The sequence below is a fragment of the Kocuria sediminis genome, from assembly GCF_009735315.1.
Classification (GTDB): Bacteria; Actinomycetota; Actinomycetes; order Actinomycetales; family Micrococcaceae; genus Kocuria; species Kocuria turfanensis.
On the sequence record NZ_WOGU01000014.1, the window covers coordinates 60,621 to 82,427 of the forward strand.

Here is a 21,807-nt window from a genome sequence, read left to right on the forward strand (position 1 = left end):
GCCCGTGCCGGCTGATCGGGACGGGGCCGACCCGGAGGAGCGTGCGCCGGGAGCCGGGCTACGGCTGACCGTCCTGCCCCCGGACCGCCGGGCGGACGCGGCCACCGCGGGACAGCCTCCCGCCTTCGGGCGCACCCTCCGGTTCGCCCTGGCCATGCGCGGCGGGGTCAGCCTGGCGGTGTGGATCGGCGGGGCGGTCGCCGAGCTCGACCTGCTGCGCCGGATCCGGATCCACCGGGACCCGGCCGGCGGGCTGCACGCCGTGCTGCTGCAGCCCTCGGCGGCGCCCGATCCGCACACGGCCGAGCGCGCCCGGGTCTACGCCGGGCTGCTCGCGGACGCGGGCTACGACCGGGTGGAGTTCGACCTCCTCGCCGGGGCCAGCGCCGGCGGGCTGAACAGCGTGGTGCACGCCGTGGCCCAGCGCGCCGGCACCGGGCTGGGCGCCCTGGGCCTGCTGTGGCAGGAGCACGCGGCGCTGGGCCGGCTCCTGCGCCCGCTGGGGCGGACACCGGTCGACTCGCTGCTCCAGGGCGACGCCTACCTGTGGCCGCGCGTGCAGGAGCTGCTCGCCACCGTGCACGGGGACCCGCGGCACCACCCGGACCTGGTGGCGGAGCACGTGTCCGTGGACCTGTCCGCCACCGTGCTGGACAGCGATCCCTCCTTCCACGGCGGCGCGGCGGAGGGCCGGGGCGGGTTCCACTTCTCCTCCCCGGAACCGGGCTGCCCCGCTCCCCCACTGGGCAACGACATCCCCGCCCGCCCCGGGGCGCCCGGGGAGACCTCCCCGGAAACGCCCGAGGAGGCCGGCCACCACGCCGCCTCCCTGGCCCGTCTGGCCTACGCGGCCCGCGCGACGTCGTCGTTCCCCGGCGCGTTCGAACCCGCCGCCGTGTGGTCGGCGCCGACCGCGGGCCGGCTCGGCGGGTTCCCCCGCCCGGACCTCAGCCACGCCTTCTCGGCCCACCGCGACCCGCAGGGGCTGCCCTTCCGGGTGATCGACGGCGGGGTCTTCGACAACATCCCCATCGACCGGGCCGTGGCGGCCGCCGGCACCCGGACCTCGCTGCGGCACGCCGACCGCTGCCTGCTCTACCTGGACCCGGACCCGCCCGCCGCGCAGGAGGTCCGCGCCGGCGACCTGGACCTGCCGCGCCTGGTCCGCACGCTCGGGGCCACGGTCACCCGGCTGCGCCGGCGGGAGACGGACGAGGACGAGGTCCTGGCCCTCGCCGACCGCCGGGACGACCGGCTGGTCGCCGACGGGCGGCTGCACCCCCTCGCCGCGCTGCCCCTCGCCTGGGACCCGGTCTCGCGGGAGGACCGGCGTCGCGCGTACCTGCGCTACCGCGCCCGGGCCGATGCCGCGCTGCTGGCCCGGCTGCTGACCCGGCCCGCGCAGTGGCAGCTGGCCTCCACGCTCCCCCGGCGCCAGGAGGTGCACGCCCGCGGCGCCGCCGAGCTCGAGCCGCTGCGGCAGGAGCTCGCCGGGCGCTACGACGCCCTGTCCCGCGGCCCGCTGACGGTACCGGAAGCCACGGCCGTGCTGCGCGGCCCGCAGGCGCTGGCCGACGCCGCGTCCTGCGTGCTCGCGTGGGTGCGCTTCCTCGAGTCCCTGCTGCTCGCCCCGGGGGCCGGTCCGGTCCCGACGGCCGGCTTCGACCCGGCGCCCGCCCGGGCGGTCGCGTACCGGGTGCTGGCCGCGGCCGGTCACGCACGGGACGGACTGTTCGCGGCGGTCCTGGCGGTCTGCGCGGCCCCGGGGGCCCCGGTCACGGCCGCGGTGCCCGTCTGGCTGGACGCCTCCTCCCCGGCGTCGGGCGCCGGAGAGGAGGCCTGGCGGGAGCTCGATGCCGCGGTGGCCGTGCTGCGCGGCGCCCACGCCGCCGTCCAGGGGCGGCTGGGGGCCGACCACGGCCCGCCGCCCGACGGCCCGCCGGGCCCGAGCGTTCTCTGGCGCGAGTCCCCCTGGTCCGCCGTGCCCGTCTCCGGGCCGGTGCCGACCGCCGCGGACCTGCCGCCGCTGTTCGCGGCGGCCGGGATCCCCACGCCGGTCTCCGGCATCAGCTACGGGGAGATCCGCGGGGACGGCGCACCCGCCCGGCCCGCGGCGCTCGGACCGCTGCCGCGCGCCTGGGCGCGGCAGCGGCTGCAGCGCGCCCTCGACGCCGCGGAGCGCCCCGGCGCCAGCGACGACGAGCTGCGCCGACTCCTGGCCCCCGACGCCGAGCGGCTCCCCGCGCAGGACAAGCTCGCCGGCGCCGGGCTGTTCAACTTCCGCGGCTTCCTCGCCGCCGACTGGCGCGCCAATGACTGGTGGTGGGGCCGCCTCGACGCCGCGGCCGGTGCGGCGGCCTTCCTCCGCGGGCTGCCCGCCCGGTCCGGGCCCGCGGCGGACCTCCGCGCGGGCACCGGGGCGCCGGCCGCGTCGGACCCGAAACCGCACCGGCCGGCGCAGGAGGACCCCGCCCCGGAGGAGTCCGCGCAGCCGGGCGCGGAGCAGCACGGCACGGGCCCGGACAGCACAGGACCGGACCGGGCAGTCCCGGACGACGGAGCCGCGGACCTCGCGCGGGGGGCCGCCGCCGCGCTGCAGGAGAGCCTGCTGGACGAGCTCGGCGGCGGGGACCGGCAGCACGCCCTCACGACCCTGGGGGCCGGTGCGGACGGGCTGGCCCGGCTCGCCCCGGGCTACCGGATCTCGCTGGCCTCGCGCGGTCTGCGGGTGCTCGGCCGGGCTCTGGCCGGGACCCCGGACCTGCCCCGCGGGGTGTGGGAGCTGCTGCTGTTCCTGGTGCAGCCCGTCCTCGTCCTGGTCCCCCTGCTGCTCGCCCCGGTCCGCGCCGCGCTCGCGTTCGTGGCGGCCGCCGTGGCCCTCGGGCTGCTCGGGGCACCGGAACCGGCCGACCGGGTCGGGGAGCTCGTCCTCGCCGGCGCCGGATCCCTGCTGCTGGCCGCCGCCCTGCTGCGCACGGTGCACCGGGCGCACCGGAGGTGGTCCCGCGTCCTCGCGGCCGCCGGTGGTCCACCGGCCGCGGCGCTCGCCGACGCCGCCCGGGACGCCGCCCTGCGCCGGGCGGGGTGCTGCGGCGCCGCCGCGGCCGCGCTGCTCCTCCCCGCGGCGGCCGCGGCGACGACCGGCCGGACCGCGCTGGTGCTGCTGCTGCTGGCGGGGGTGCTCGCGCTCGAGCGCTGCGCCGCCGCCGTGGCGCTGCGGGTGCCGGGCCGGGAGCCCGTGGACGAGGTGGTGCGCGCGGCCGGCGTCGTGCTGGCCGCCGTGGCCGGGTGGGCGCTCGTCGTCCTGGTCGTGCCGGGCCCGGTGGCCGTCCCGCCCGCCGGCGGGCCGGCGCCGCTCGTGGCGGCCGCCGCGGGCGCCGTGCTCGCGGCGCTCGTCCTCGCCGGGTTCCTCCGCCCCGCCTGGACCGCGCTGGTCGCCGGTGCCGCCGCGAGCACCGCGGCCGCGCTGCTGGGGACCGTCGGGGCGCTGACCGACCGGCCCGGCGCGGGGGCCGCCGCGGCCCTGCTCGGCTGGGCCACGGCGCTGTGGTGGGCTCCGCGCGAGCCGATGCTGCGCCCCTGGGAGCGCTCGGCGGAGCTGCGCCCACCCGGTGGCCGGCGGGAGCGCGGATAAGCTGGGGGCGATGAAACTCCTCGAAGCCCTCTCCCCCGAGCTCGGCACCCCGGGCCACCCGTACTACCGCGGCGACTTCGCCTCCAACCCGCTGTCCGGGGACGAGGTGTACGAGGGGTTCCTCGGCTGGATCGCATCCCGGGACATGGAGCTCTACCCCGCCCAGGACGAGGCCGTCCTGGAGTTCGCGAGCGGGTCCAACGTGATCCTCGCGACCCCGACCGGGTCCGGGAAGTCGACCGTGGCGGTCGCGGCCCACTTCGCCGGGCTCGCCGCGGGACAGCGCTCCTACTACACCGCCCCGATCAAGGCCCTGGTCTCGGAGAAGTTCTTCTCCCTGGTGGAGATCTTCGGCGCCGAGAACGTCGGCATGGTCACCGGGGACTCCGCCGTCAACGCGGACGCGCCCATCGTGTGCTGCACGGCGGAGATCCTCGCCAACGTGGCCCTGCGCGAGGGCCGGGACGCCGACGTGGGGCCCGTGGTGATGGACGAGTTCCACTTCTACTCCGACCCGCAGCGCGGCTGGGCCTGGCAGGTACCGCTGCTGGAGCTGCCGCAGGCGCAGTTCCTGCTCATGAGCGCCACCCTGGGGGACGTGTCCCGCTTCGAGGAGGGCATCACGGAGCTCACCGGGCGGCCGACCACGACGGTCTCCTCGGCCGAGCGGCCCATCCCGCTGCACCACTACTGGTCCGAGGACCCCATCCACGAGGCCCTCGAGGAGCTGCTGAGCACCAACCAGGCCCCGGTCTACGTAGTGCACTTCTCCCAGCTGCAGGCCATGGACCAGGCCCAGAACCTGATGTCCGTCAACGTGCTCTCCAAGGAGGAGAAGGAGCGGATCGGGGAGCTCATCGCCGGGTTCCGCTTCTCGGCCGGCTTCGGCAAGACGCTCAACCGCCTGGTCCGCCACGGCATCGGCGTCCACCACGCCGGGATGCTGCCCAAGTACCGCCGGCTCGTGGAGCAGCTCGCCCAGACCGGCCTGCTCAAGGTCATCTGCGGCACGGACACCCTCGGGGTGGGCATCAACGTGCCCATCCGCACCGTGGTCATCACGGCCCTGTCCAAGTTCGACGGCGAGCGCACCCGCCGGCTCAACGCCCGCGAGTTCCACCAGATCGCCGGGCGGGCCGGACGGGCCGGCTACGACACCGCGGGCACCGTGGTGGTCCAGGCGCCCGAGCACGTCATCGAGAACACCAAGGCCATGAAGAAGGCCCACGCGAAGTTCGGCGACGACCAGAAGAAGCTGCGGCAGGTCGTGAGGAAAAAGCCGCCGCAGGGCTTCGTCTCGTGGGGCAAGCCGACGTTCGAGACCCTCGTGGCCTCGGAGCCCGAACCCCTGAGCTCCTCCTTCACCGTGACCCACTCGATGCTGCTCAACCTCCTGCAGCGGCCCGGGGACCCGGTGCTGGCCGCCTGGCACCTGCTCACGCACAACCACGAGACGCGGCAGCGCCAGCGTGCCCTGCTCAAGCAGGCGATCGGGATCCTCAAGGAGCTGCGGGCCGCCGGCGTGGTCGAGAAGCTGGACACCCCGGACGAGGAGGGCCGCACCTGGCGGCTGACCGTGGAGCTGCAGGAGAACTTCGCCCTGAACCAGCCGCTGTCCCCCTTCGCCCTCGCCGCCCTGACCCTGCTCGACCGGGAGGCCCCCGGCTACGCGCTCGACGTCGTCTCCGTCATCGAGGCCACCCTCGAGAAGCCGCGCCAGGTGCTGAACATGCAGGAGAAGAAGGCCCGCGGAGAGGCCGTCGCCGCGATGAAGGCCGAGGGGCTGGACTACGAGGAGCGGATGAAGGAGCTCGAGGAGGTCAGCTACGCCAAGCCCCTCGAGGAGCTGCTGACGCAGGCCTTCGAGACCTACCGCACCGGGGCCCCGTGGGTGGCCCAGTTCGAGCTGACCCCGAAGTCGGTGGTCCGGGACATGTACGAGCGGGCGATGACCTTCGGCGACTACGTGCAGTTCTACGGGCTGGCCCGCTCCGAGGGGATCCTGCTGCGCTACCTCTCCGACGCCTACAAGGCCCTGCGCCAGACCGTGCCGCTGGACATGCTGCGGGAGGACCTCGAGGACCTGGTCGAGTGGCTGGGCGAGCTCATCCGGCAGACCGACAACTCGCTGCTGGACGAGTGGGAGAAGCTCGCCGCCGGCGAGGAGTCCCCCATGGGCACCTCCGCGGACTCCCTCGAGGAGCTCATCGACGAGCAGCCCCCGGTGATCACGGCCAACCCGCGGGCGTTCCGGGTCATGGTGCGCAACGCCCTGTTCCAGCGGGTGGAGCTGTTCGCCGATGAGAAGGACAAGGTGCTCGGGGCGCTGGACGGCGCGCACGGCTGGGACCGGGACCGGTGGGCGGACGCGATGGACGCCTACTTCGACGAGCACGAGGACCTCTACACGGACCCCCAGTCCCGGGGGCCCGCTCTGGTGCGCATCGACGAGCGGCCCGAGGGCCTGGACGGGTACTGGACCGTGGTGCAGGTCTTCGACGACCCCGACGGCCACCACGACTGGGGCATCAACGCCCGCATCGACCTGCGCGCCTCCGACGAGGACGGCTTCCCCGCCGTGATCGTGGACAACGTGGGGCCGGTCACCGAGACGGGGCGCTGAGCGCCCGCGCCGGGGACCGGGGCCGGGACCGGAGGAGGCCCCCATCCGCGCGAGCGGGTGGGGGCCTCCGTGGTCGGGCGCCGGGTCAGGAGGAGCGGCCGGTGCTTCCGCCCCGCGAGGTGTCCGGGGTGGTGGTGCCGGCGGCGTCCTGCACATCCGCGCGGGCGCCGTGGACCGCCTCGGCCTCCGGGGTCGGCACCGCGTCGGGCTCCGGGCCCACCCCGGTGCGCTCGAACTCGCGGTGCTTGCCGCGGGCCCGGTCCAGGAGGTCGTGGAAGTACTTCTCGGACTCGACCAGCTCCTCGCGGTGCTTGTCGGAGATCTTGGGCATCTGCCGCTGGTACTTGGCGGCCTTGTCGGCGAGCTTGCGCCGCTCCTCCGGGGAGGCGTCCTGCGGCAGGGTGACGTACTGCTCGGCCGTGGTCTGCAGGCCGCCGATGATGCGCAGGGCCCGCCCCTTGGGGCTGAACAGCGAGGCCAGGACGGTGATCACCAGCACGCCGATGATCACGGACAGGGACAGCCCGATGCTGACCTCGACGACCTCCACGTGCTCACCGTTGTTGATGAACGGCAGGCTGTTCTCGTGCAGGGCGTGGATGATGAGCTTCACGCCGATGAAGCCCAGGATGATGGCCAGGCCCCAGGAGAGGTAGATGAGCCGGTCCAGCAGCCCGTCGATGAGGAAGTACAGCTGACGCAGGCCCATGAGCGAGAACGCCACGGCGGTGAACACCAGGTAGGTCTCCTGGGTCAGACCGAAGATCGCCGGGATCGAGTCGAGCGCGAAGAGCACGTCCGTGCCGCCGATGGCGACCATGACCAGCAGCATCGGCGTCATCGCCCGCTTGCCGTTGTGGATGGTGAAGAGCTTGTCGCCGTCGTAGTGGTCCGTGGTGTGGATGAAGCGCTTGGCCAGGCGGACCACGAAGTTGTCGGCCTCGTCGTGGCCCGACTCCGAGAGCTCGCCCTTGATGAGCGAGCCGGCGGTGAGCAGCAGGATCAGGCCAAAGGCGTAGAACACCCACGCGAACTGGTTGATCAGCCCGGCGCCCACGAAGATCAGGGCGGTGCGGGCCACCAGGGCGAAGGTGATGCCGAAGAGCAGCACCTTCTGCTGGTCCTCGCGCGGCACCTTGAAGGACGCCATGATGATGAGGAAGACGAAGAGGTTGTCCACGGACAGCGCCTTCTCGGTGATGTACCCGGCGTAGTACTCCCCGGCGTAGCGACCACCCCACTCCACCAGGACGAACAGGCCGAACAGGAGCGCGAGGCCCACGTAGATCGCCGACCAGATCGCGGCTTCCTTCAGCTGGGGCTCGTGCGCCTTGCGCACGTGGAACACGTAGTCGAAGAGGAGCAGGCCGACGATGGCCGCGATCGTGATGATCCAGACGGTGAGTGAGACTTCCATGGTTCTGCTTTCGGGGTCGAGTACGGGACAGCCGTAAGTCTCTCCGCCGAGCACGCCGCACCCTTCGGGTGCGCCGCGCTGGGTCCGGCCGCTGCGTCCGGCCGGGTCCGGGGACCCGACGTGCTGACGTCCACAGCGCTGAGGGATACTCCCCTAGGCTCGGCCCAGTCTATACGGAGGTCGCGATGGGCACGGCCAGGGGCCCGGTCCGACGTGTGCCGGACCGGGCCCCTCGCCCTGCGGGCCGTCGACGACGGTCCCGGGCGCTCAGCCTGCCACGACGCTCAGCGGCCGCTCTCCCGGTGCTCCGTGCCCTGCACGTGCCGGCTCTCGGTGTGGTGCTCCTCGACCGTCTTGCCCGTGTGCTCGTGGACGTCGGGCAGCTCCACGCGGGACCGCTCGGAGGCGCCGCGGGCCGCGTGGTGCTTCTTCACGAGCTCGGCCTGCACGATGCGGATCTCCTGGGTGGGCGTGCCCTCCGGGATGCCCCGGTAGACCTCGATGGCCCGGTGCAGCTCGGCGACGGCGTGGGCGGACCGGCCCTTCGGGCTGAGCATGGACGCGACCGTGGCGACCGCGATGATGGCCACGATCACGCCCAGGGACACGAACGTGGGGATCTCCGGGGCCCAGGCGATGTGCTCGCCGCCGTTGATGAACGGCACCTCGTTCTCGTGCATGGCGTGCAGGATGAGCTTGACCCCGATGAACGCCAGGATCAGCGACAGGCCGTGCTTGAGGTAGATGAGCCGCTCCATCAGCCCGCCGAGCAGGAAGTAGAGCTGGCGCAGGCCCATGAGGGCGAAGATGTTGGCGGTGAAGACGATGAACGGGCTCTGGGTGAGCCCGAAGATCGCCGGGATGGAGTCGAAGGCGAACATCAGGTCGGTCACGCCGATGGTCACGAAGACGACGAGCATCGGCGTGAAGAGCTTCTTGCCGTTCACCGTGGTGCGCAGCTTGTTGCCGTCGTACTGGTCCGTCATGGGGACCACGGTGCGCAGCTTGCGGATGAGGGCGTTCTCCTCCGACTCGTCCTCGCCGTCGTCCTTGGCCTGGTGGTAGGCGGTCCAGAGCAGGAAGACGCCGAAGATGTAGAAGACCCAGGAGAAGTTGGCGATGATCGTGGCGCCCAGCAGGATGAAGATCCCGCGCAGGACGAGCGCGATGATGATGCCCACCATCAGCACCTCCTGCTGGTACTTCCGCGGCACCGCGAACCGGGTCATGATCACGATGAACACGAACAGGTTGTCGATGCTGAGGCTGTACTCGGTGATCCAGCCCGCCACGAACTGGGTGCCCTGCTCGGCGCCGGCGAAGGCGAACATCAGGCCGCCGAACACCAGCGCGAGGGCCACGTAGACGCCCACCCAGATGCCGGCCTCCTTCATGGAGGGCTCGTGCGGGCGCTTGGCGACCATGATCAGGTCGAAGAGAAGGATGCAGCCGAGAACGACGAAGGAGCCGATCTCGAACCACGCGGGTAGCTGTGTGTGCACGCGAGTTCTTTCGCTTGGAGATGGATGAGCCCGCGGCCGGCGTCGTCCGTGGAGCGGGGCGGACCGGGGCATCACGATGAGCCGCAAGTCTCTCCGCCGCTCCCGGTGGGCTCCGTGCCCGGATGCCGAGGTGCGGCCGCTGCGACCGGCCCGGCTCCGTTGCCCGGCGTGCTGACGATCGCAGCGCTGAGGGATACTCCCCTACGCGGGGAGCACTCTACCCCAACCTGGGAGAACGCCGGGAACCGGCGTCATCGCGGAACACGGTTGCCGGCAGGGACGGGTCCAGGCAGGGACGGGTTCAGGCAAGGGCGTGGGCTCAGGCGTGCCCGGCCTGCTGCATCTGCCGCAGTTCCTTCTTCAGGTCCGCGAGCTCGTCGCGGATCCGCCCGGCGAGCTCGAACTGCAGCTCGGCGGCGGCGGCCTGCATCTGCTCGGTCATCTGCGCGATGAGGTCCACCAGGTCCTCCGCCGGGGCGGCGGCGACCCCGTCCCGGCGCAGCTTCTGCTCGGCGGCCGCCACCGCGTCCCGCCCGCCCTTGCCCGCGGTCGGTGCGGTCTTCTTCCCCGCGGCCGCGCGCCGGGCCAGCAGCTCCCGGGTGTCCTCCTCCTCGCGCTGGAGCTGGTCGGTGATGTCCGCGATCTTCTTCCGCAGCGGCTGCGGGTCGATCCCGTGCTCGGTGTTGTAGGCCACCTGGATCTCCCGGCGCCGGTTGGTCTCCTCGATGGCCGTGGCCATCGAGTCGGTGATCCGGTCGGCGTACATGTGCACCTGGCCGGAGACGTTGCGGGCGGCGCGGCCGATCGTCTGGATCAGGGAGGTCGTGGAGCGCAGGAACCCCTCCTTGTCCGCGTCGAGGATGGCCACGAGGGAGACCTCGGGCAGGTCCAGGCCCTCCCGGAGCAGGTTGATGCCCACCAGGACGTCGAACGTGCCCATCCGCAGCTCGCGCAGCAGCTCCACGCGCCGGAGGGTGTCGACGTCGGAGTGCAGGTACTGCACCCGGACCCCGTGCTCCATCAGGTACTCGGTGAGGTCCTCGGCCATCCGCTTGGTCAGCGTGGTGACGAGCACCCGCTCGTCGCGCTCCACCCGCACGTTGATCTCGTCGAGCAGGTCGTCGATCTGGCCCTTGGTGGGCTTGACGATGACCTCGGGGTCGACCAGCCCGGTGGGCCGGATGATCTGCTCCACGTAGCCGTCCGCCTGGGACAGCTCGTACTTGCCCGGGGTGGCTGAGAGGTAGACGGTCTGGCCGATCCGCTCCAGGAACTCGTCCCACTTCAGCGGCCGGTTGTCCATCGCGGAGGGCAGCCGGAAGCCGTGCTCCACGAGGGTGCGCTTGCGGGACATGTCGCCCTCGTACATGCCGCCGATCTGGGGGATGGTCACGTGGGACTCGTCGACCACCAGCAGGAAGTCGTCCGGGAAGTAGTCGATCAGGCAGTGCGGCGCCGAGCCGCGCGGGCGGCCGTCGATGTGCAGCGAGTAGTTCTCGATGCCGTTGCAGTAGCCCATCTGCTCCATCATCTCGAGGTCGTACGTGGTGCGCATGCGCAGCCGCTGGGCCTCGACGAGCTTGTTCTGCGACTCGAGCTCCTGCAGCCGGGCTGCCAGCTCGTCCTCGACGGACTTCACGGCCCTGGCCATCCGGTCCGCGCCGGCCACGTAGTGGGAGGCCGGGAAGACGTACATCTCGGTCTCCTCCCGGATGATCTCCCCGGTCAGCGGGTGCAGGGTGTAGATGGACTCGATCTCGTCGCCGAAGAACTCCACGCGGATCGCGTGCTCCTCGTACATCGGGATGATCTCCACCGTGTCCCCGCGAACGCGGAAGGTGCCGCGGTGGAAGTCGACGTCGTTGCGCGCGTACTGCATGTTCACGAACCGGCGCAGCAGCTCGTCCCGGTCCATCTCCTCGCCCTGGCGCAGGGTGACCATCTGGGCCACGTACTCCTCCGGGGTGCCCAGGCCGTAGATGCAGGACACGGTGGCGACGACCACGACGTCGCGGCGGGTCAGCAGCGCGTTCGTCGCGGAGTGCCGCAGCCGCTCGACCTCCTCGTTGATGGAGGAGTCCTTCTCGATGAAGGTGTCCGTCTGCGGGACGTAGGCCTCCGGCTGGTAGTAGTCGTAGTAGGAGACGAAGTACTCGACCGCGTTGTTCGGCAGCAGCTCGCGCAGCTCGTTGGCCAGCTGCGCGGCCAGCGTCTTGTTCTGCACCATCACCAGGGTGGGCCGCTGGACCCGCTCGATCAGCCACGCCGCGGTCGCCGACTTGCCGGTGCCCGTGGCGCCGAGCAGGACCACGTCCTTCTCGCCCGCCTCGATGCGCGTGGCCAGCTCCTCGATGGCCCGGGGCTGGTCGCCCGCGGGGACGTAGTCGGAGATGACCTCGAAGGGGGCGACCACACGGTTGATCTTCTGCGCCAGGCTCATGGATCCAGGCTACGCTCCGCCCCGGACACGGAGAGCGGGTTCCTCCGGAGGCGATCAGCGACCGCCGGATCACCTCGATGCGGCCCGGCGAGCGGGCCGGGCGAACCGGTGCGCGGCAGCGTCACATGCGCTGGTACCGGGCGCGGACGACCAGGAACAGCCCGTAGGAGATCAGCCCCACGGCCACGGCCCCGAGGAGCCACGTGCCGAAGGGCTGCCCCTGCAGGGACTTCAGGGCACCGTCCAGGCCGGTCGCCTCCTCGGGGTCGTTCTGGAGGGTGGCCACCACGAAGAGCACGCCCAGCACCGCCAGGGCCACCCCCTTCGCGACGTAGCCTGCCACCCCGAGCGCGACCACCGCCGAGCCCGCCCGGCCCGGGGGCAGGCCCTTCAGCGTCTGCGTGAACGTGCGGGTCACGCCGCGGTAGACGAAGTAGCCGCCGGCGACGACCAGCCCCAGCCCCACGGCCACGAGCAGCACGGTGCCGGCCGGATGGGCCATCAACCGGGCGCTGATCGACTGCGTGGACCGGCTGCTGTCGCTCGAGCCGCCCAGGGCGTAGGTGCCGAAGACCGCGGCGATCGCGCCGTAGACCACAGCCTGGCCGCCGGTCTTGAGCCGGTGCTTGAGCCTCTCCCGGTCCGAGTGCTGCGTCGCGCCGAAGACGGTCTCGCTGAGCAGGAACACCGCCAGGGCGGCGCAGCCGAGGAAGCACGCCCACAGCAGCACGGTACCGCCCGGGGTGCCGGCGAGCGCGGCCACGGCCCCGGACTGGTCCGCGGATCCGGACCCGCCACGGGCCACCCGGAGGGCGGTCACCCCGATCATCGCGTGCAGCAGGCCCGCGGCCACGAAGCCGGCCCGGGCCGCGAGCACGAACCCGCGCGAATCCGTGGCCTCGTCGGCGGCATCGGCCGCCCTGGTCGCCCGGCGTCCGAACTCGCCCATGGGTCCTCCTGAGGATAGGGCTTCATCGTGCGCCCCGCGGCGACTCCTGTCCACGCCGCCGTTCGACGGACACCCGACCGCCCGGGTTCCGGGTGGCCCGCGCCGGGTGCCCCGCGCCGGACGCCGGAACCGGACGACGCACGCCCGGCGACCCCTTGACGGCTTAGTTAATCCTCTTTACTTTTAGGGCGTCCCGTCCGTTCCTCCCCCCGAACCTCCGCCGGCTCAGCCGCTCCCGAGAACCGGCCCCCGGCCGGGCTGCGCCCCACCCGCGGTGACGCCTTCGAAAGGACCTCCCCATGACTGCCCCGTCCGCACTCTCCCCCCGGTTCTCCCCCGCCGCGCGCCGGCTCGTGGCCGGGGCGGCCGCCCTGGCCACCGCGGTCTCCGCCGGCCTGGTCACCGCCCTGCCCGCCCGGGCCGACCAGGCGACTCCCGCCGTCGTGGACTCGACGGTCCACGACGGCCGGTACCTCAGCCTCACCTTCGACGACGGGCCGGACCCGGTCAGCACCCCGGCGCTGCTCGCGGTGCTGAAGAAGCACCACGTCAAGGCGACCTTCTGCCTGTGGGGCGACCACGTGCAGCAGCACCCCGAGGTGGTCCGGCAGATCGCCGCCGACGGGCACCGGCTGTGCAACCACACCATGCACCACGACGACATGGCCGGCTGGGACGCGGACGCGATCCGCCAGGACCTCGAGCAGACCAGCGCGGCCATCCGCGCCGCCGTGCCCGGAGTGCGGATCGACTACTTCCGGGCGCCCTACGGCAGCTGGGGACGGACGCCCGAGGTCGCGGCCGAGCTCGGGATGCAGCCGCTGGGCTGGCGGCTGACCGTCGGCGACTGGGCGCCTCCGGGCACGGCCGAGCTGGTGCGCCGGATCGAGGAGGGCGTCACGCCCGGGGCAGTGGTGCTGCTGCACGACGGCGGCGGCGACCGGAGCCAGACCGTCGAGGCGGTGGACCAGGTGATCCCCCGGCTCCAGGCCGAGGGCTGGCGCTTCGACAAGCCCGCCCGGCGGGGGTAGGCCGCCGGTCCTTCCGCGGACGTGCGGAAGGACCGGCCCGACGTCGTCCGGGCGCCGGCCTCGGCGCCCGGACGACGGCCGGTGCCGCTCCCGACGCCGTCCGACCGGCACCGGCCGCGGTGGCGGGCGGTGTCCGGGCGCCGGCTACTGCTGGAAGGCGGCGTCGAAGGAGGCGCCGGCGGGGCCGAAGTCGAAGCGCTTCAGGAAGGCGAGCGCCTCGGGCGCGCCCTGGAGGCGGTCCATCCCGGCGTCCTCCCACTCCACGGAGACGGGTCCGTCGTAGCCGATTGCGGTGAGGGCCCGGAAGCTGTCCTCCCAGGGGACGTCGCCGCGGCCGGTCGAGACGAAGTCCCAGCCGCGGCGGGGGTCGCCCCAGGGCAGGTGCGAGGACAGGATGCCGTTGCGCCCGCCGCCCATCCGCATCTTCGTGTCCTTGCAGTCCACGTGGTAGATGCGTTCGGCGAAGTCGGAGATGAACGCGACCGGGTCGATCTGCTGCCACAGGAAGTGGCTGGGGTCCCAGTTCAGCCCGAAGGCCTCCCGGTGGCCGATGGCCTCCAGCGCCCGGTGGGTGGACCAGTAGTCGTAGGCGATCTCGGACGGGTGCACCTCGTGGGCGAAGCGCACACCGCACTCGTCGAAGACGTCGAGGACGGGGTTCCATCGGTCCGCGAAGTCCCGGTAGCCGGCGTCGATCACCTCCGCGGGAACCGGGGGGAACATCGCGACGTACTGCCAGATGGAGGACCCGGTGAAGCCGACCACCGTGTCCACGCCGAGCCGCTGCGCCAGGCGCGCCGTCAGCTTCATCTCCTCGGCGGCCCTCGTCCGCACGCCTTCCGGGTCGCCGTCGCCCCAGACCCGGGGTCCCACGATGGCCCGGTGCCGGAAGTCGATCGGGTCGTCGCAGACGGCCTGGCCCTTGAGGTGGTTGGAGATGGCCCAGACTCCCAGCCCGTGGCGCTCGAGGATGTCCAGCCGCTCCTGGACGTAGGCGTCGTCGTCCCACCTCCAGGCGTCGAGGTGCTCCCCGGACACGGCGATCTCCAGGCCGTCGTAGCCCCAGCCGGCGGCGAGCTCGGCGACCTGCTCGAGCGGGAGGTCGGCCCACTGGCCGGTGAACAGGGTGTAGCGGTGTGCCATGGCATTCCTCGGTGTCGGGGAGAGGAGGTCTCCGGTCGGTCGGACGTCGGTGGCGGGTCGGTGGGGGGCGGTCGGGGGTCAGAGCCGGACTGCGGCGCCGTCCCGCGCCGCGCTGTCCGTCACGGCGTGGAGCACCCGCTGGACGGCCAGCCCGTCCGCGAAGTCGGGCGCGGCCGGGACCCCCGTGTCGATGGCGTGCAGGAAGTCGGCGGCCTGGCTGGTGAAGGTGTGGTCCCAGCCGAGGGTGTGCCCGGGCGGCCACCACGCCCCGGCGTAGGGGTGGGAGTCCTCGGTGACGAGGATCCGGCTGTAGCCCTGGGCGTCCCCCGGGGCGGTGGTGTCGAACAGCTGCAGCTCGTTGAGCCGTTCCAGGTCGAAGCGCAGGCCGCCGCGGGAGCCGTAGACCTCGAGCTCGAGGGCGTTCTTGCGGCCGGTGGCGCAGCGGGAGACCTCCAGGCTGACCACCGCCCCGGAGTCGGTGCGCAGGGTCGCCCAGGCGGCGTCGTCGACCGTGACGCGCTCGGTCCCGTCGGGGCCCTCGCGGGTCCGGACGAACGTGTCGGTGGTCCCGGAGACGGAGGTGACCGGGGAGCCCAGCAGGAAGCGCACCTGGTCGACGGCGTGCGAGGCGAGGTCCCCGAGGGCCCCGGACCCCGCGGTCTCCCGCCGCAGACGCCACGTCATGGGCGCGTGCTCGTCGGCGAGCCAGTCCTGGAGGTAGCTGGCCCGCACCTGCCGGACCTCGCCCACCCGGCCGTCGGCGATCATCGTGCGCGCCAGCGCCAGCGCCGGGACCCGGCGGTAGTTGAAGCCCACCATGGCGTGCACCCCGCGGGCCCGGGCGGCGGCCGCGGCGGCCGCCATGCGCTCCGCCTCGGCCACCGTGTTGGCCAGCGGCTTCTCCACGAGCACGTGCTTGCCGGCCTCGAGGGCGGCGACGGCCATGTCGGCGTGCAGGTGGCCGGGGGTGCAGATGTCGACGACGTCGACGTCGGGCCGCTCCAGCACCGACCGCCAGTCCGTGCTGCTCTCCTCCCACCCGTACCGCCGGGCGGCCGCGGCCACGTGCCCGGCGTCCCGGCCGACCAGCACCCGCTGGGCGACGCGCGGCACGGGGTAGAAGGCGTTGACGTTGCGCCACGCGTTGGAGTGGGCCTTGCCCATGAAGGAGTAGCCGAGCACGGCCACGCCCAGGACGTCCGGCGCGGGCCCCCGGTCGGTGCGGGCGGCCGGCTCGGGTGCGGGGTTGGTCATGGGTGTCCTCCTCGGGTCCGGTCACGGGCGGCGCGCAGGAACGCCAGGCCGTGCTCCGCGAGCTGGTCCTGGGTCGGAGCCAGCGGCCGCCAGACCGCGGCGGCGGTGGCGATGCTGGCGTTGTGGGCGGTGAAGCTCTCGATGTTCAGGGCGCCGGTGTAGCCGACGTCGTCCAGGGCCTCGAAGATGCCGGTCCAGTCGGTCTGGTCCCCGCCCGGGGCTCCGCGGTCGTTGCCGCAGACCTGCAGGTGCACCAGGTGCTCCCCGGCCGTGCGGACCGCCTGGGCGGAGGACCGTTCCTCGAGGTGCAGGTGATAGGTGTCCAGGGCCAGGCCCACGCCGTGTCCGAGCAGCGGGCCCAGGGCCTCGAGGGCCTGTGCGGTGGTGTTGATCAGCGAGGTCTCGTACCGGTTGAGCGGTTCGATGCCCAGGACCACCCCGGCGGCCTCGGCCTCTGCGGCGAGCGGGGCCAGGTTCCGGCGCAGCTGCGCGTACGCCTGCTCCCGCTCCGTGGCGTCCATCCGCCACAGCCGTCCCGTGTGCGCGTAGAAGGGTCCGCACACCGCGGGGGCGCCGACGTCGTGGGCCAGCCGGATGCAGGCGCTGAGGTAGCGCTGGGTCCGCAGCACCACGTCGTCGTCGGCCAGCACCAGCTCGCGCCCGGGGGCCATGGCGCCCACGATCCACGGCCGCAGCCCGGCGAGCGCGTCCCGCACCGTCCCGGCCGAGAGGTCGCCCTCCTGCTCCAGGGGCAGCTCGACGGCCTCGAAGCCCAGGCCCGCGATCTTCGCCAGGAGCGGGGGCAGGTTCGCGTCCGTGAGCGGGGACTCCCACACCCAGGTGTTGACGCCGATCGGGCGGTGCATGCGCGGCTCTCCTTCCGGTGCGGTGGACTGGGTGGACGCCCCGCCCGCCGCCGGGAGGCCCGGCGACGGTCCGGTGGCGGGCGGGGCGGGCGCCGCGCGGCTCAGGGGATGGTCCGCTCCCGCCACACGTCGGGATAGCCCGGCAGGTCCTCGCCGCCGAACTTGGCGTAGTGGCCGTCCGGCATCCCCTCGTTCTCGGCCAGGAACCCGGCCCGCTGGTCCTCGGTGATGGGCTCCTGCGGCAGGACCCACTCGGTGGGCACCTCCTCGCCGGCGAAGATCTGCTCCAGGGCCAGCAGCGGGGTGCGCCACTGGAAGTTCGAGTACACCGGGGCGATGCCGGTCAGGCCGGTCTCCTCCCACTTCCGCAGGAAGCTCATCTCGTCCTCGCCGGTCATCACGGGGTAGTCCGCGCCGGCGTCCTCGAAGGCCTCGATGGCGGCGACGGCGCCGTCACCGGCGTCCATCCACACGCCCTGCACCTCGCCGGTGGCGAGCTCGTCGGAGATGATCTTCTTGATCTCGGTGGGGTCGGCCCCGGTGAAGTAGTCCGTGGCCTCGATCCCGTTCTCCTCGAAGATCTTCTCGGCGGCCGCCCAGCGCTGCTCCAGCACGTCGACACCGGGCAGGATGCGCAGGGCCACGACCTTGTCGCCCTCCTGGAGGTTGTCCACCAGGAAGTTTGCCGAGTCGATGCCCCAGGCGAAGCCGCCGATCGGGTGGATGAAGGTCGTGGCGCAGTCGGTCTCCACCCCGCGGTCGAAGACGACCACCGGCTTGCCGGTCTCGCAGGCGCGCTCGACCGCCGGGGTGAGGGCGGCGGTCGAGTTGGGCGAGATGATGAACGCGTCGCACCCGCCCTCGGCGATGAAGTAGTCGATGTCCGCGATCTGCGTGTTGTCGTCGTCCTGCGCGTCGCGGGTCTCCATCTCCGAGATCACCCCGGACTCCTGGAGCACCTTCAGCTGCTCGTTCATGGTGATCCAGCCGGTCTGGCGCCACGGGTTGGAGATGGAGGCGTTGGAGAAGCACACCTTCTGCGGCCCGTCGGCGGCGAACTCCGCGGTCGCGGTCGTCTCGCCCTCGATGTACTGCCTCCACGGCTGCTCGGGATCGCCCTGGAAGGAGGCCGACCGCTGTTCGGACTGCTCGTCGTACTCCGCCTGGTCGAACCACTCGTCCCCGCCTTCCGGGGCGGGGGTGGCGGCCGCCTCCTCGGCGCCCTCGGTGGCCGGCGGGTTCTCGATCGATGAATCGGTGGTGCAGGCGGTCAGTCCCAGCAGCGCTGCCGCTGCCACCACGGTGGCCTGTGACTGGATGCTTCGGCGCATCATGTTCCTTCCTCGTCGGAGCCCGGGGCGGGCTGTGCTGCGATGGCACGCTGCGGGTCGTGGGCCGCGGCGGCGCGGCCGCGGCGGCGCCGCTGCCACGTCCTGGTGCCGGCGGCGACCGCGACGATGATGATCACGCCCTGCACGGTGTCCCGCCAGGTCGACTGGACACCCAGGAAGTTCAGGAGCGCGAAGAGGGTCTCGAGGGCGAACGCCCCGGCGGCCGCGGACAGGACCCAGCCGCGCCCGCCGCCCAGGACGACGCCGCCGAGGACCACGGCGGTGATGGCCGTGAACTCGTAGCCCCGCCCCACGGAGGGGTGCACTCCGGCGTAGCCCACCAGGATGATCCCGGCCACGGTCGCGGCCAGGGAGGAGAGCATGAACGCCCGGGTGCGCACCCACCAGACCCTCGCCCCGGTCAGCGCCGCGGCCCGCGGGTTGTCGCCCACGGCGATGAGGGTCCGGCCGTAGGGGCGGCGCATGAGCCAGAAGGCGGCGGCGGCGATCGCCGTCACCAGGACGACCGGGTAGGGCAGGACCTCCAGGACCGGGACGTCCTCGATGCCGCCGCGGCCGATCTGCCGGAAGCTGTCCGCGGGGTTGCCCGTGGCGGCACCGCCGGTCCAGTAGAGCACCAGCCCCAGCAGGGCCAGCATGGTGCCGAGGGTGACGATGAAGCTCGGGACCTTCAGGAGCGTGGTGACCAGGCCGTTGACCAGTCCCACCAGGGCGCCGAGGAGGAGCATGAGCACCAGGACGGGCACCACCCGGCTGTCGTCCTGGCCGATGAGGTTGCCGGCCACGAAGACCTGAGCGGTGACCACCGACCCCATGGACAGGTCGAACTCCCCGGAGACGATCACGAAGTACTGGCCGATGGCGGCGATGGCGATCGGCGCCGTGCGGCCGACGAACCGGATCAGCGAGCCCGGTTCCCCGAAGGACGGGTTGACGGCGACCGCCGCGGCCAGCAGGAGCAGGAGGAGCACGAAGACCGCTCCCCCGGGTGTCCGCAGGGCGCGCAGCACGCGCTCGTGCCGTGGCGCACGGTTCTGCTGCAGGACGGCCGCCCGGTCCGTGACGGTGGCGCTCATGCCGGGACCTCCTGCTCGCCGCGCGCGTGCTGGCTCTGGTCGAAGCGGGCGGTCCGGCGGGCCACCCTGCGCCGGGCGTACACGGCGACGGCGACCACGATGACGATCCCGCGGACCACGTCCTTGAGGAACGGGTTGATCTGCATGACGCTCATGATGTTGTCGATCATCGCGAAGATCAGCACGCCGCCCAGCGTCCCGACCAGCGAGCCCTTGCCGCCCGAGAGGAGCGTCCCGCCGAGGACGACGGCGGCGATCGAGAGCAGGTCGTAGCCGCCCTGGGACCCGATGGTGGGGCTGCCCACCCCGAGCCGCGCCGCCAGGAGCAGTCCCGCGAGCCCGGCCAGCGTGGAGCAGATGACGTGGGCGGCGACGATCGGGGTGCCGGTCTGGATCCCGGACATCCGGGCGACCCGGATGTCCCCGCCGACGGCGTACATGTGGTGGCCCAGGCGGGTGCGCGTGAGCATCAGCAGCACCGCCGCGGCGCAGGCCAGCATGATCAGCGTGGAGATCGGGACGGGCCCGATGCCGGTGGCGCCCACCAGCCGGAAGGCCACGGGGGCCTCTCCCGAGCTGCCCTTGTAGTTGGTGGCGAGATAGCCGCTGACGATCAGCCCGGTGCCCAGCGTGGCGATGAACCCGTGGACCTTGAGCCCGGACACGACGAGTCCGTTGACCAGGCCGATGCCCGCCGAGACGACCAGTGCCACGGCCACGCCGGGCAGGATGTTCCCGGGCTGTCCGGCCATGATCCCGGCCGAGAGCAGGCTGGCGAGGCTGATGACGTACGGGACGGACAGGTCGAGGCTGCCCACGAGGATCACCAGCGTCTGGCCGATCGCGATGAACCCCAGGACGCTGGTCCCGGTGAGGATGGCCGAGACGTTGCCCGCGCTCACGAAGCTGCGCCCGGCGGCGCCGACGAGCACCGTGCCGGCGAGGAAGGTCAGCAGGACCACGAGGTAGACGATGTGGGTGGACGTGAGCCGGGAGAACGCGGTCATGGTGTGGCCCCCTCCGTGCGGGCGCCGGTCGCCAGCTGCAGCACCTGTTCCTCCGTGGAGCCGGGCGGGAGCTCGCCGGCGATCCGGCCGTCCCGCATGACGAGGATGCGGCCGGACATGCCGAGCACCTCCGGCAGCTCGCTGGAGACCATGAGGATGGCCCTGCCCTCGGCGGCGAGCCTGCGCATGAGCTGGTAGACGGCGATCTTGGCGCCCACGTCGATCCCGCGCGTGGGCTCGTCGAGGAGCACCACGCGGGGGTCCACGGCCAGCCACTTGGCCAGCACCACCTTCTGCTGGTTGCCGCCCGAGAGGTACTGGACCTCCTGGTCCAGGTCCCGGGCCACCACCTCGAGGGAGGACAGCACGCCCGGGGCCGCCCTCCTGGCCTCGGGGGTCCGGCGCGGGAAGACGGACCGGATGACGCCCAGGACGTTGTCCAGGACGGACTGGTCGAGGCTCAGCCCCTGGGACTTGCGGTCCTCCGTGATCAGCGCGATGCGCTGCCGGACGGCCTGCCGGGGCGAGGAGGCGGTGTAGGGCCGCCCGTCCAGCTCCATCCGCCCCCGGGTGAAGGGGTGGACGCCGAAGACGGCCTCCACCAGTTCCGTGCGCCCGGATCCCTGCAGCCCGGCGACCCCCACGATCTCTCCCGCCCGCAGCGTCAGGTCGATGGCGTCGAGCTGGTCGTTGCCGCCGTCCTCGACCTTCAGGAGCTCCCGGCCCGCCTCCGTGCCGGGCTCCTCGTCCGGGAAGTAGGCGGAGATCGGCCGGCCCACCATCATGCGCACCAGGGAGGCGTCGTCCATGGCGGAGGCCGGCTCGGTGCCCACGACGCGGCCGTCCTTGAGGACCGTGATGGTGTCGCAGAGGTCGAAGATCTCCCGCAGCCGGTGGGACACGTAGAGGATGGCGGTGCCGCGCGCCCGGAGCCGGCGGATGATCGCGTACAGCAGCTCCACCTCCGGGCCCGCGAGCGCCGCGGTCGGCTCGTCCATGGAGATGATGCGGGCGTCGTAGCTGATGGCCTTGGCGATCTCCACGATCTGCTGCTGCGCCACGGACAGCGAGCTCACCGTGGTGGTTGGGCGGATGCTGGTGACGCCGAGGTCCTCGAGGAGATCGCCGGTCCGCGCGTTCATGGCGCGTCTGTCCACGAGCAGGCCGCTGCGCGGCTCGCGGCCGAGGAACACGTTCTCCGCGACCGTGCGGTCGGGCAGCAGGTTGAACTCCTGGAACACCGTGGACAGCCCGGCCGCGTGGGCCTGGGTGGGGTGGTGGAAGTCCACGGGGGTGCCGTCGATCTCCACGGTCCCCGCGTCGCGTTCGTGGACCCCGGCGAGCACCTTCATCAGGGTCGACTTCCCGGCGCCGTTCTCGCCGACGAGGCCGTGCACCTCGCCGGCGTGCAGCTGCAGCGCCGCGTCCTGGAGCACCGGCACCCCGAAGAAGGACTTCGACAGGCCGGTGACCCGCAGCACCGGGGAGCTCGCACGCTCGTTCATGCGGTCAC

The 21,807-nt window shown here is 72.8% G+C and carries 13 protein-coding genes and 1 pseudogene; 3 read left to right on the forward strand and 11 right to left on the reverse strand.

From position 1 onward, the window contains the following. Window positions 1-4 precede the first annotated feature (4 nt). Together GMA12_RS15330 and GMA12_RS15335 are read left to right on the forward strand one after the other, a co-directional pair. Window positions 5-3,634 carry a DUF3376 domain-containing protein gene (locus GMA12_RS15330; protein WP_156270378.1) on the forward strand — a complete coding sequence of 1,210 codons (3,630 nt, stop codon included), beginning with the start codon at window positions 5-7 and terminating at the stop codon, window positions 3,632-3,634. A 10-nt stretch (window positions 3,635-3,644) separates the two neighbouring features. Further along, window positions 3,645-6,257 carry a DEAD/DEAH box helicase gene (locus GMA12_RS15335; RefSeq protein WP_156270379.1) on the forward strand — a complete coding sequence of 871 codons (2,613 nt, stop codon included), beginning with the start codon at window positions 3,645-3,647 and terminating at the stop codon, window positions 6,255-6,257. 85 nt (window positions 6,258-6,342) lie between these two features. Here GMA12_RS15335 and GMA12_RS15340 read toward each other — a convergent pair whose 3' ends face one another. The 4 genes and pseudogenes from GMA12_RS15340 to GMA12_RS15355 all read right to left on the reverse strand — a co-directional run bounded on the left by GMA12_RS15340 (window position 6,343) and on the right by GMA12_RS15355 (window position 12,565). Then, on the reverse strand, window positions 6,343-7,674 hold the full coding sequence (locus GMA12_RS15340; protein WP_156270380.1) for a TerC family protein: 1,332 nt from the start codon (window positions 7,672-7,674) through the stop codon (window positions 6,343-6,345). A gap of 512 nt (window positions 7,675-8,186) precedes the next feature. Next, a pseudogene (locus GMA12_RS15345) lies at window positions 8,187-9,176 on the reverse strand (TerC family protein); the annotation flags it as partial. Between the two features lie 319 nt (window positions 9,177-9,495). Then, window positions 9,496-11,616 (reverse strand): excinuclease ABC subunit UvrB, encoded by a 2,121-nt coding sequence (uvrB, locus tag GMA12_RS15350; RefSeq protein WP_156270382.1) that lies wholly within the window; start codon window positions 11,614-11,616, stop codon window positions 9,496-9,498. A 121-nt stretch (window positions 11,617-11,737) separates the two neighbouring features. Next, window positions 11,738-12,565, reverse strand: coding sequence for a DUF1206 domain-containing protein (locus GMA12_RS15355; protein ID WP_156270383.1), 828 nt, complete (start codon window positions 12,563-12,565; stop codon window positions 11,738-11,740). 299 nt (window positions 12,566-12,864) lie between these two features. On the opposite strand from GMA12_RS15355, the gene GMA12_RS15360 reads away from it, so the two are divergent. Next, a complete protein-coding gene (locus GMA12_RS15360; RefSeq protein ID WP_156270384.1) occupies window positions 12,865-13,596 on the forward strand; it encodes a polysaccharide deacetylase family protein in 732 nt (243 codons plus the stop codon). Between the two features lie 144 nt (window positions 13,597-13,740). Here the strand turns inward: GMA12_RS15360 and GMA12_RS15365 are convergent, their stop codons facing one another. From GMA12_RS15365 to GMA12_RS15395, 7 genes are all read right to left on the reverse strand, one after another. Then, the gene (locus tag GMA12_RS15365; RefSeq protein WP_156270385.1) at window positions 13,741-14,739 is read right to left on the reverse strand and encodes a sugar phosphate isomerase/epimerase family protein; all 999 of its coding nucleotides are present in this window, start codon (window positions 14,737-14,739) and stop codon (window positions 13,741-13,743) included. 78 nt (window positions 14,740-14,817) lie between these two features. Beyond that, window positions 14,818-15,993, reverse strand: a complete 1,176-nt coding sequence (locus GMA12_RS15370) for a Gfo/Idh/MocA family protein (protein WP_156270386.1) — start codon at window positions 15,991-15,993, stop codon at window positions 14,818-14,820. After that, window positions 15,990-16,859, reverse strand: coding sequence for a sugar phosphate isomerase/epimerase family protein (locus tag GMA12_RS15375; protein ID WP_156270387.1), 870 nt, complete (start codon window positions 16,857-16,859; stop codon window positions 15,990-15,992). Before GMA12_RS15375 ends, GMA12_RS15370 begins: the two co-directional genes overlap by 4 nt. Before the next feature lie 101 nt (window positions 16,860-16,960). Beyond that, window positions 16,961-18,190 (reverse strand): substrate-binding domain-containing protein, encoded by a 1,230-nt coding sequence (locus GMA12_RS15380; protein ID WP_156270408.1) that lies wholly within the window; start codon window positions 18,188-18,190, stop codon window positions 16,961-16,963. Continuing rightward, window positions 18,190-19,287 carry an ABC transporter permease gene (locus GMA12_RS15385; protein ID WP_156270388.1) on the reverse strand — a complete coding sequence of 366 codons (1,098 nt, stop codon included), beginning with the start codon at window positions 19,285-19,287 and terminating at the stop codon, window positions 18,190-18,192. The genes GMA12_RS15380 and GMA12_RS15385 overlap by 1 nt, the downstream gene beginning before the upstream one ends. Then, window positions 19,284-20,294: an ABC transporter permease gene (locus GMA12_RS15390; RefSeq protein ID WP_156270389.1), complete on the reverse strand. Its 1,011-nt coding sequence runs from the start codon at window positions 20,292-20,294 to the stop codon at window positions 19,284-19,286. Before GMA12_RS15390 ends, GMA12_RS15385 begins: the two co-directional genes overlap by 4 nt. Beyond that, window positions 20,291-21,799, reverse strand: coding sequence for a sugar ABC transporter ATP-binding protein (locus GMA12_RS15395; protein ID WP_156270390.1), 1,509 nt, complete (start codon window positions 21,797-21,799; stop codon window positions 20,291-20,293). The genes GMA12_RS15390 and GMA12_RS15395 overlap by 4 nt, the downstream gene beginning before the upstream one ends. Window positions 21,800-21,807 lie beyond the last annotated feature (8 nt).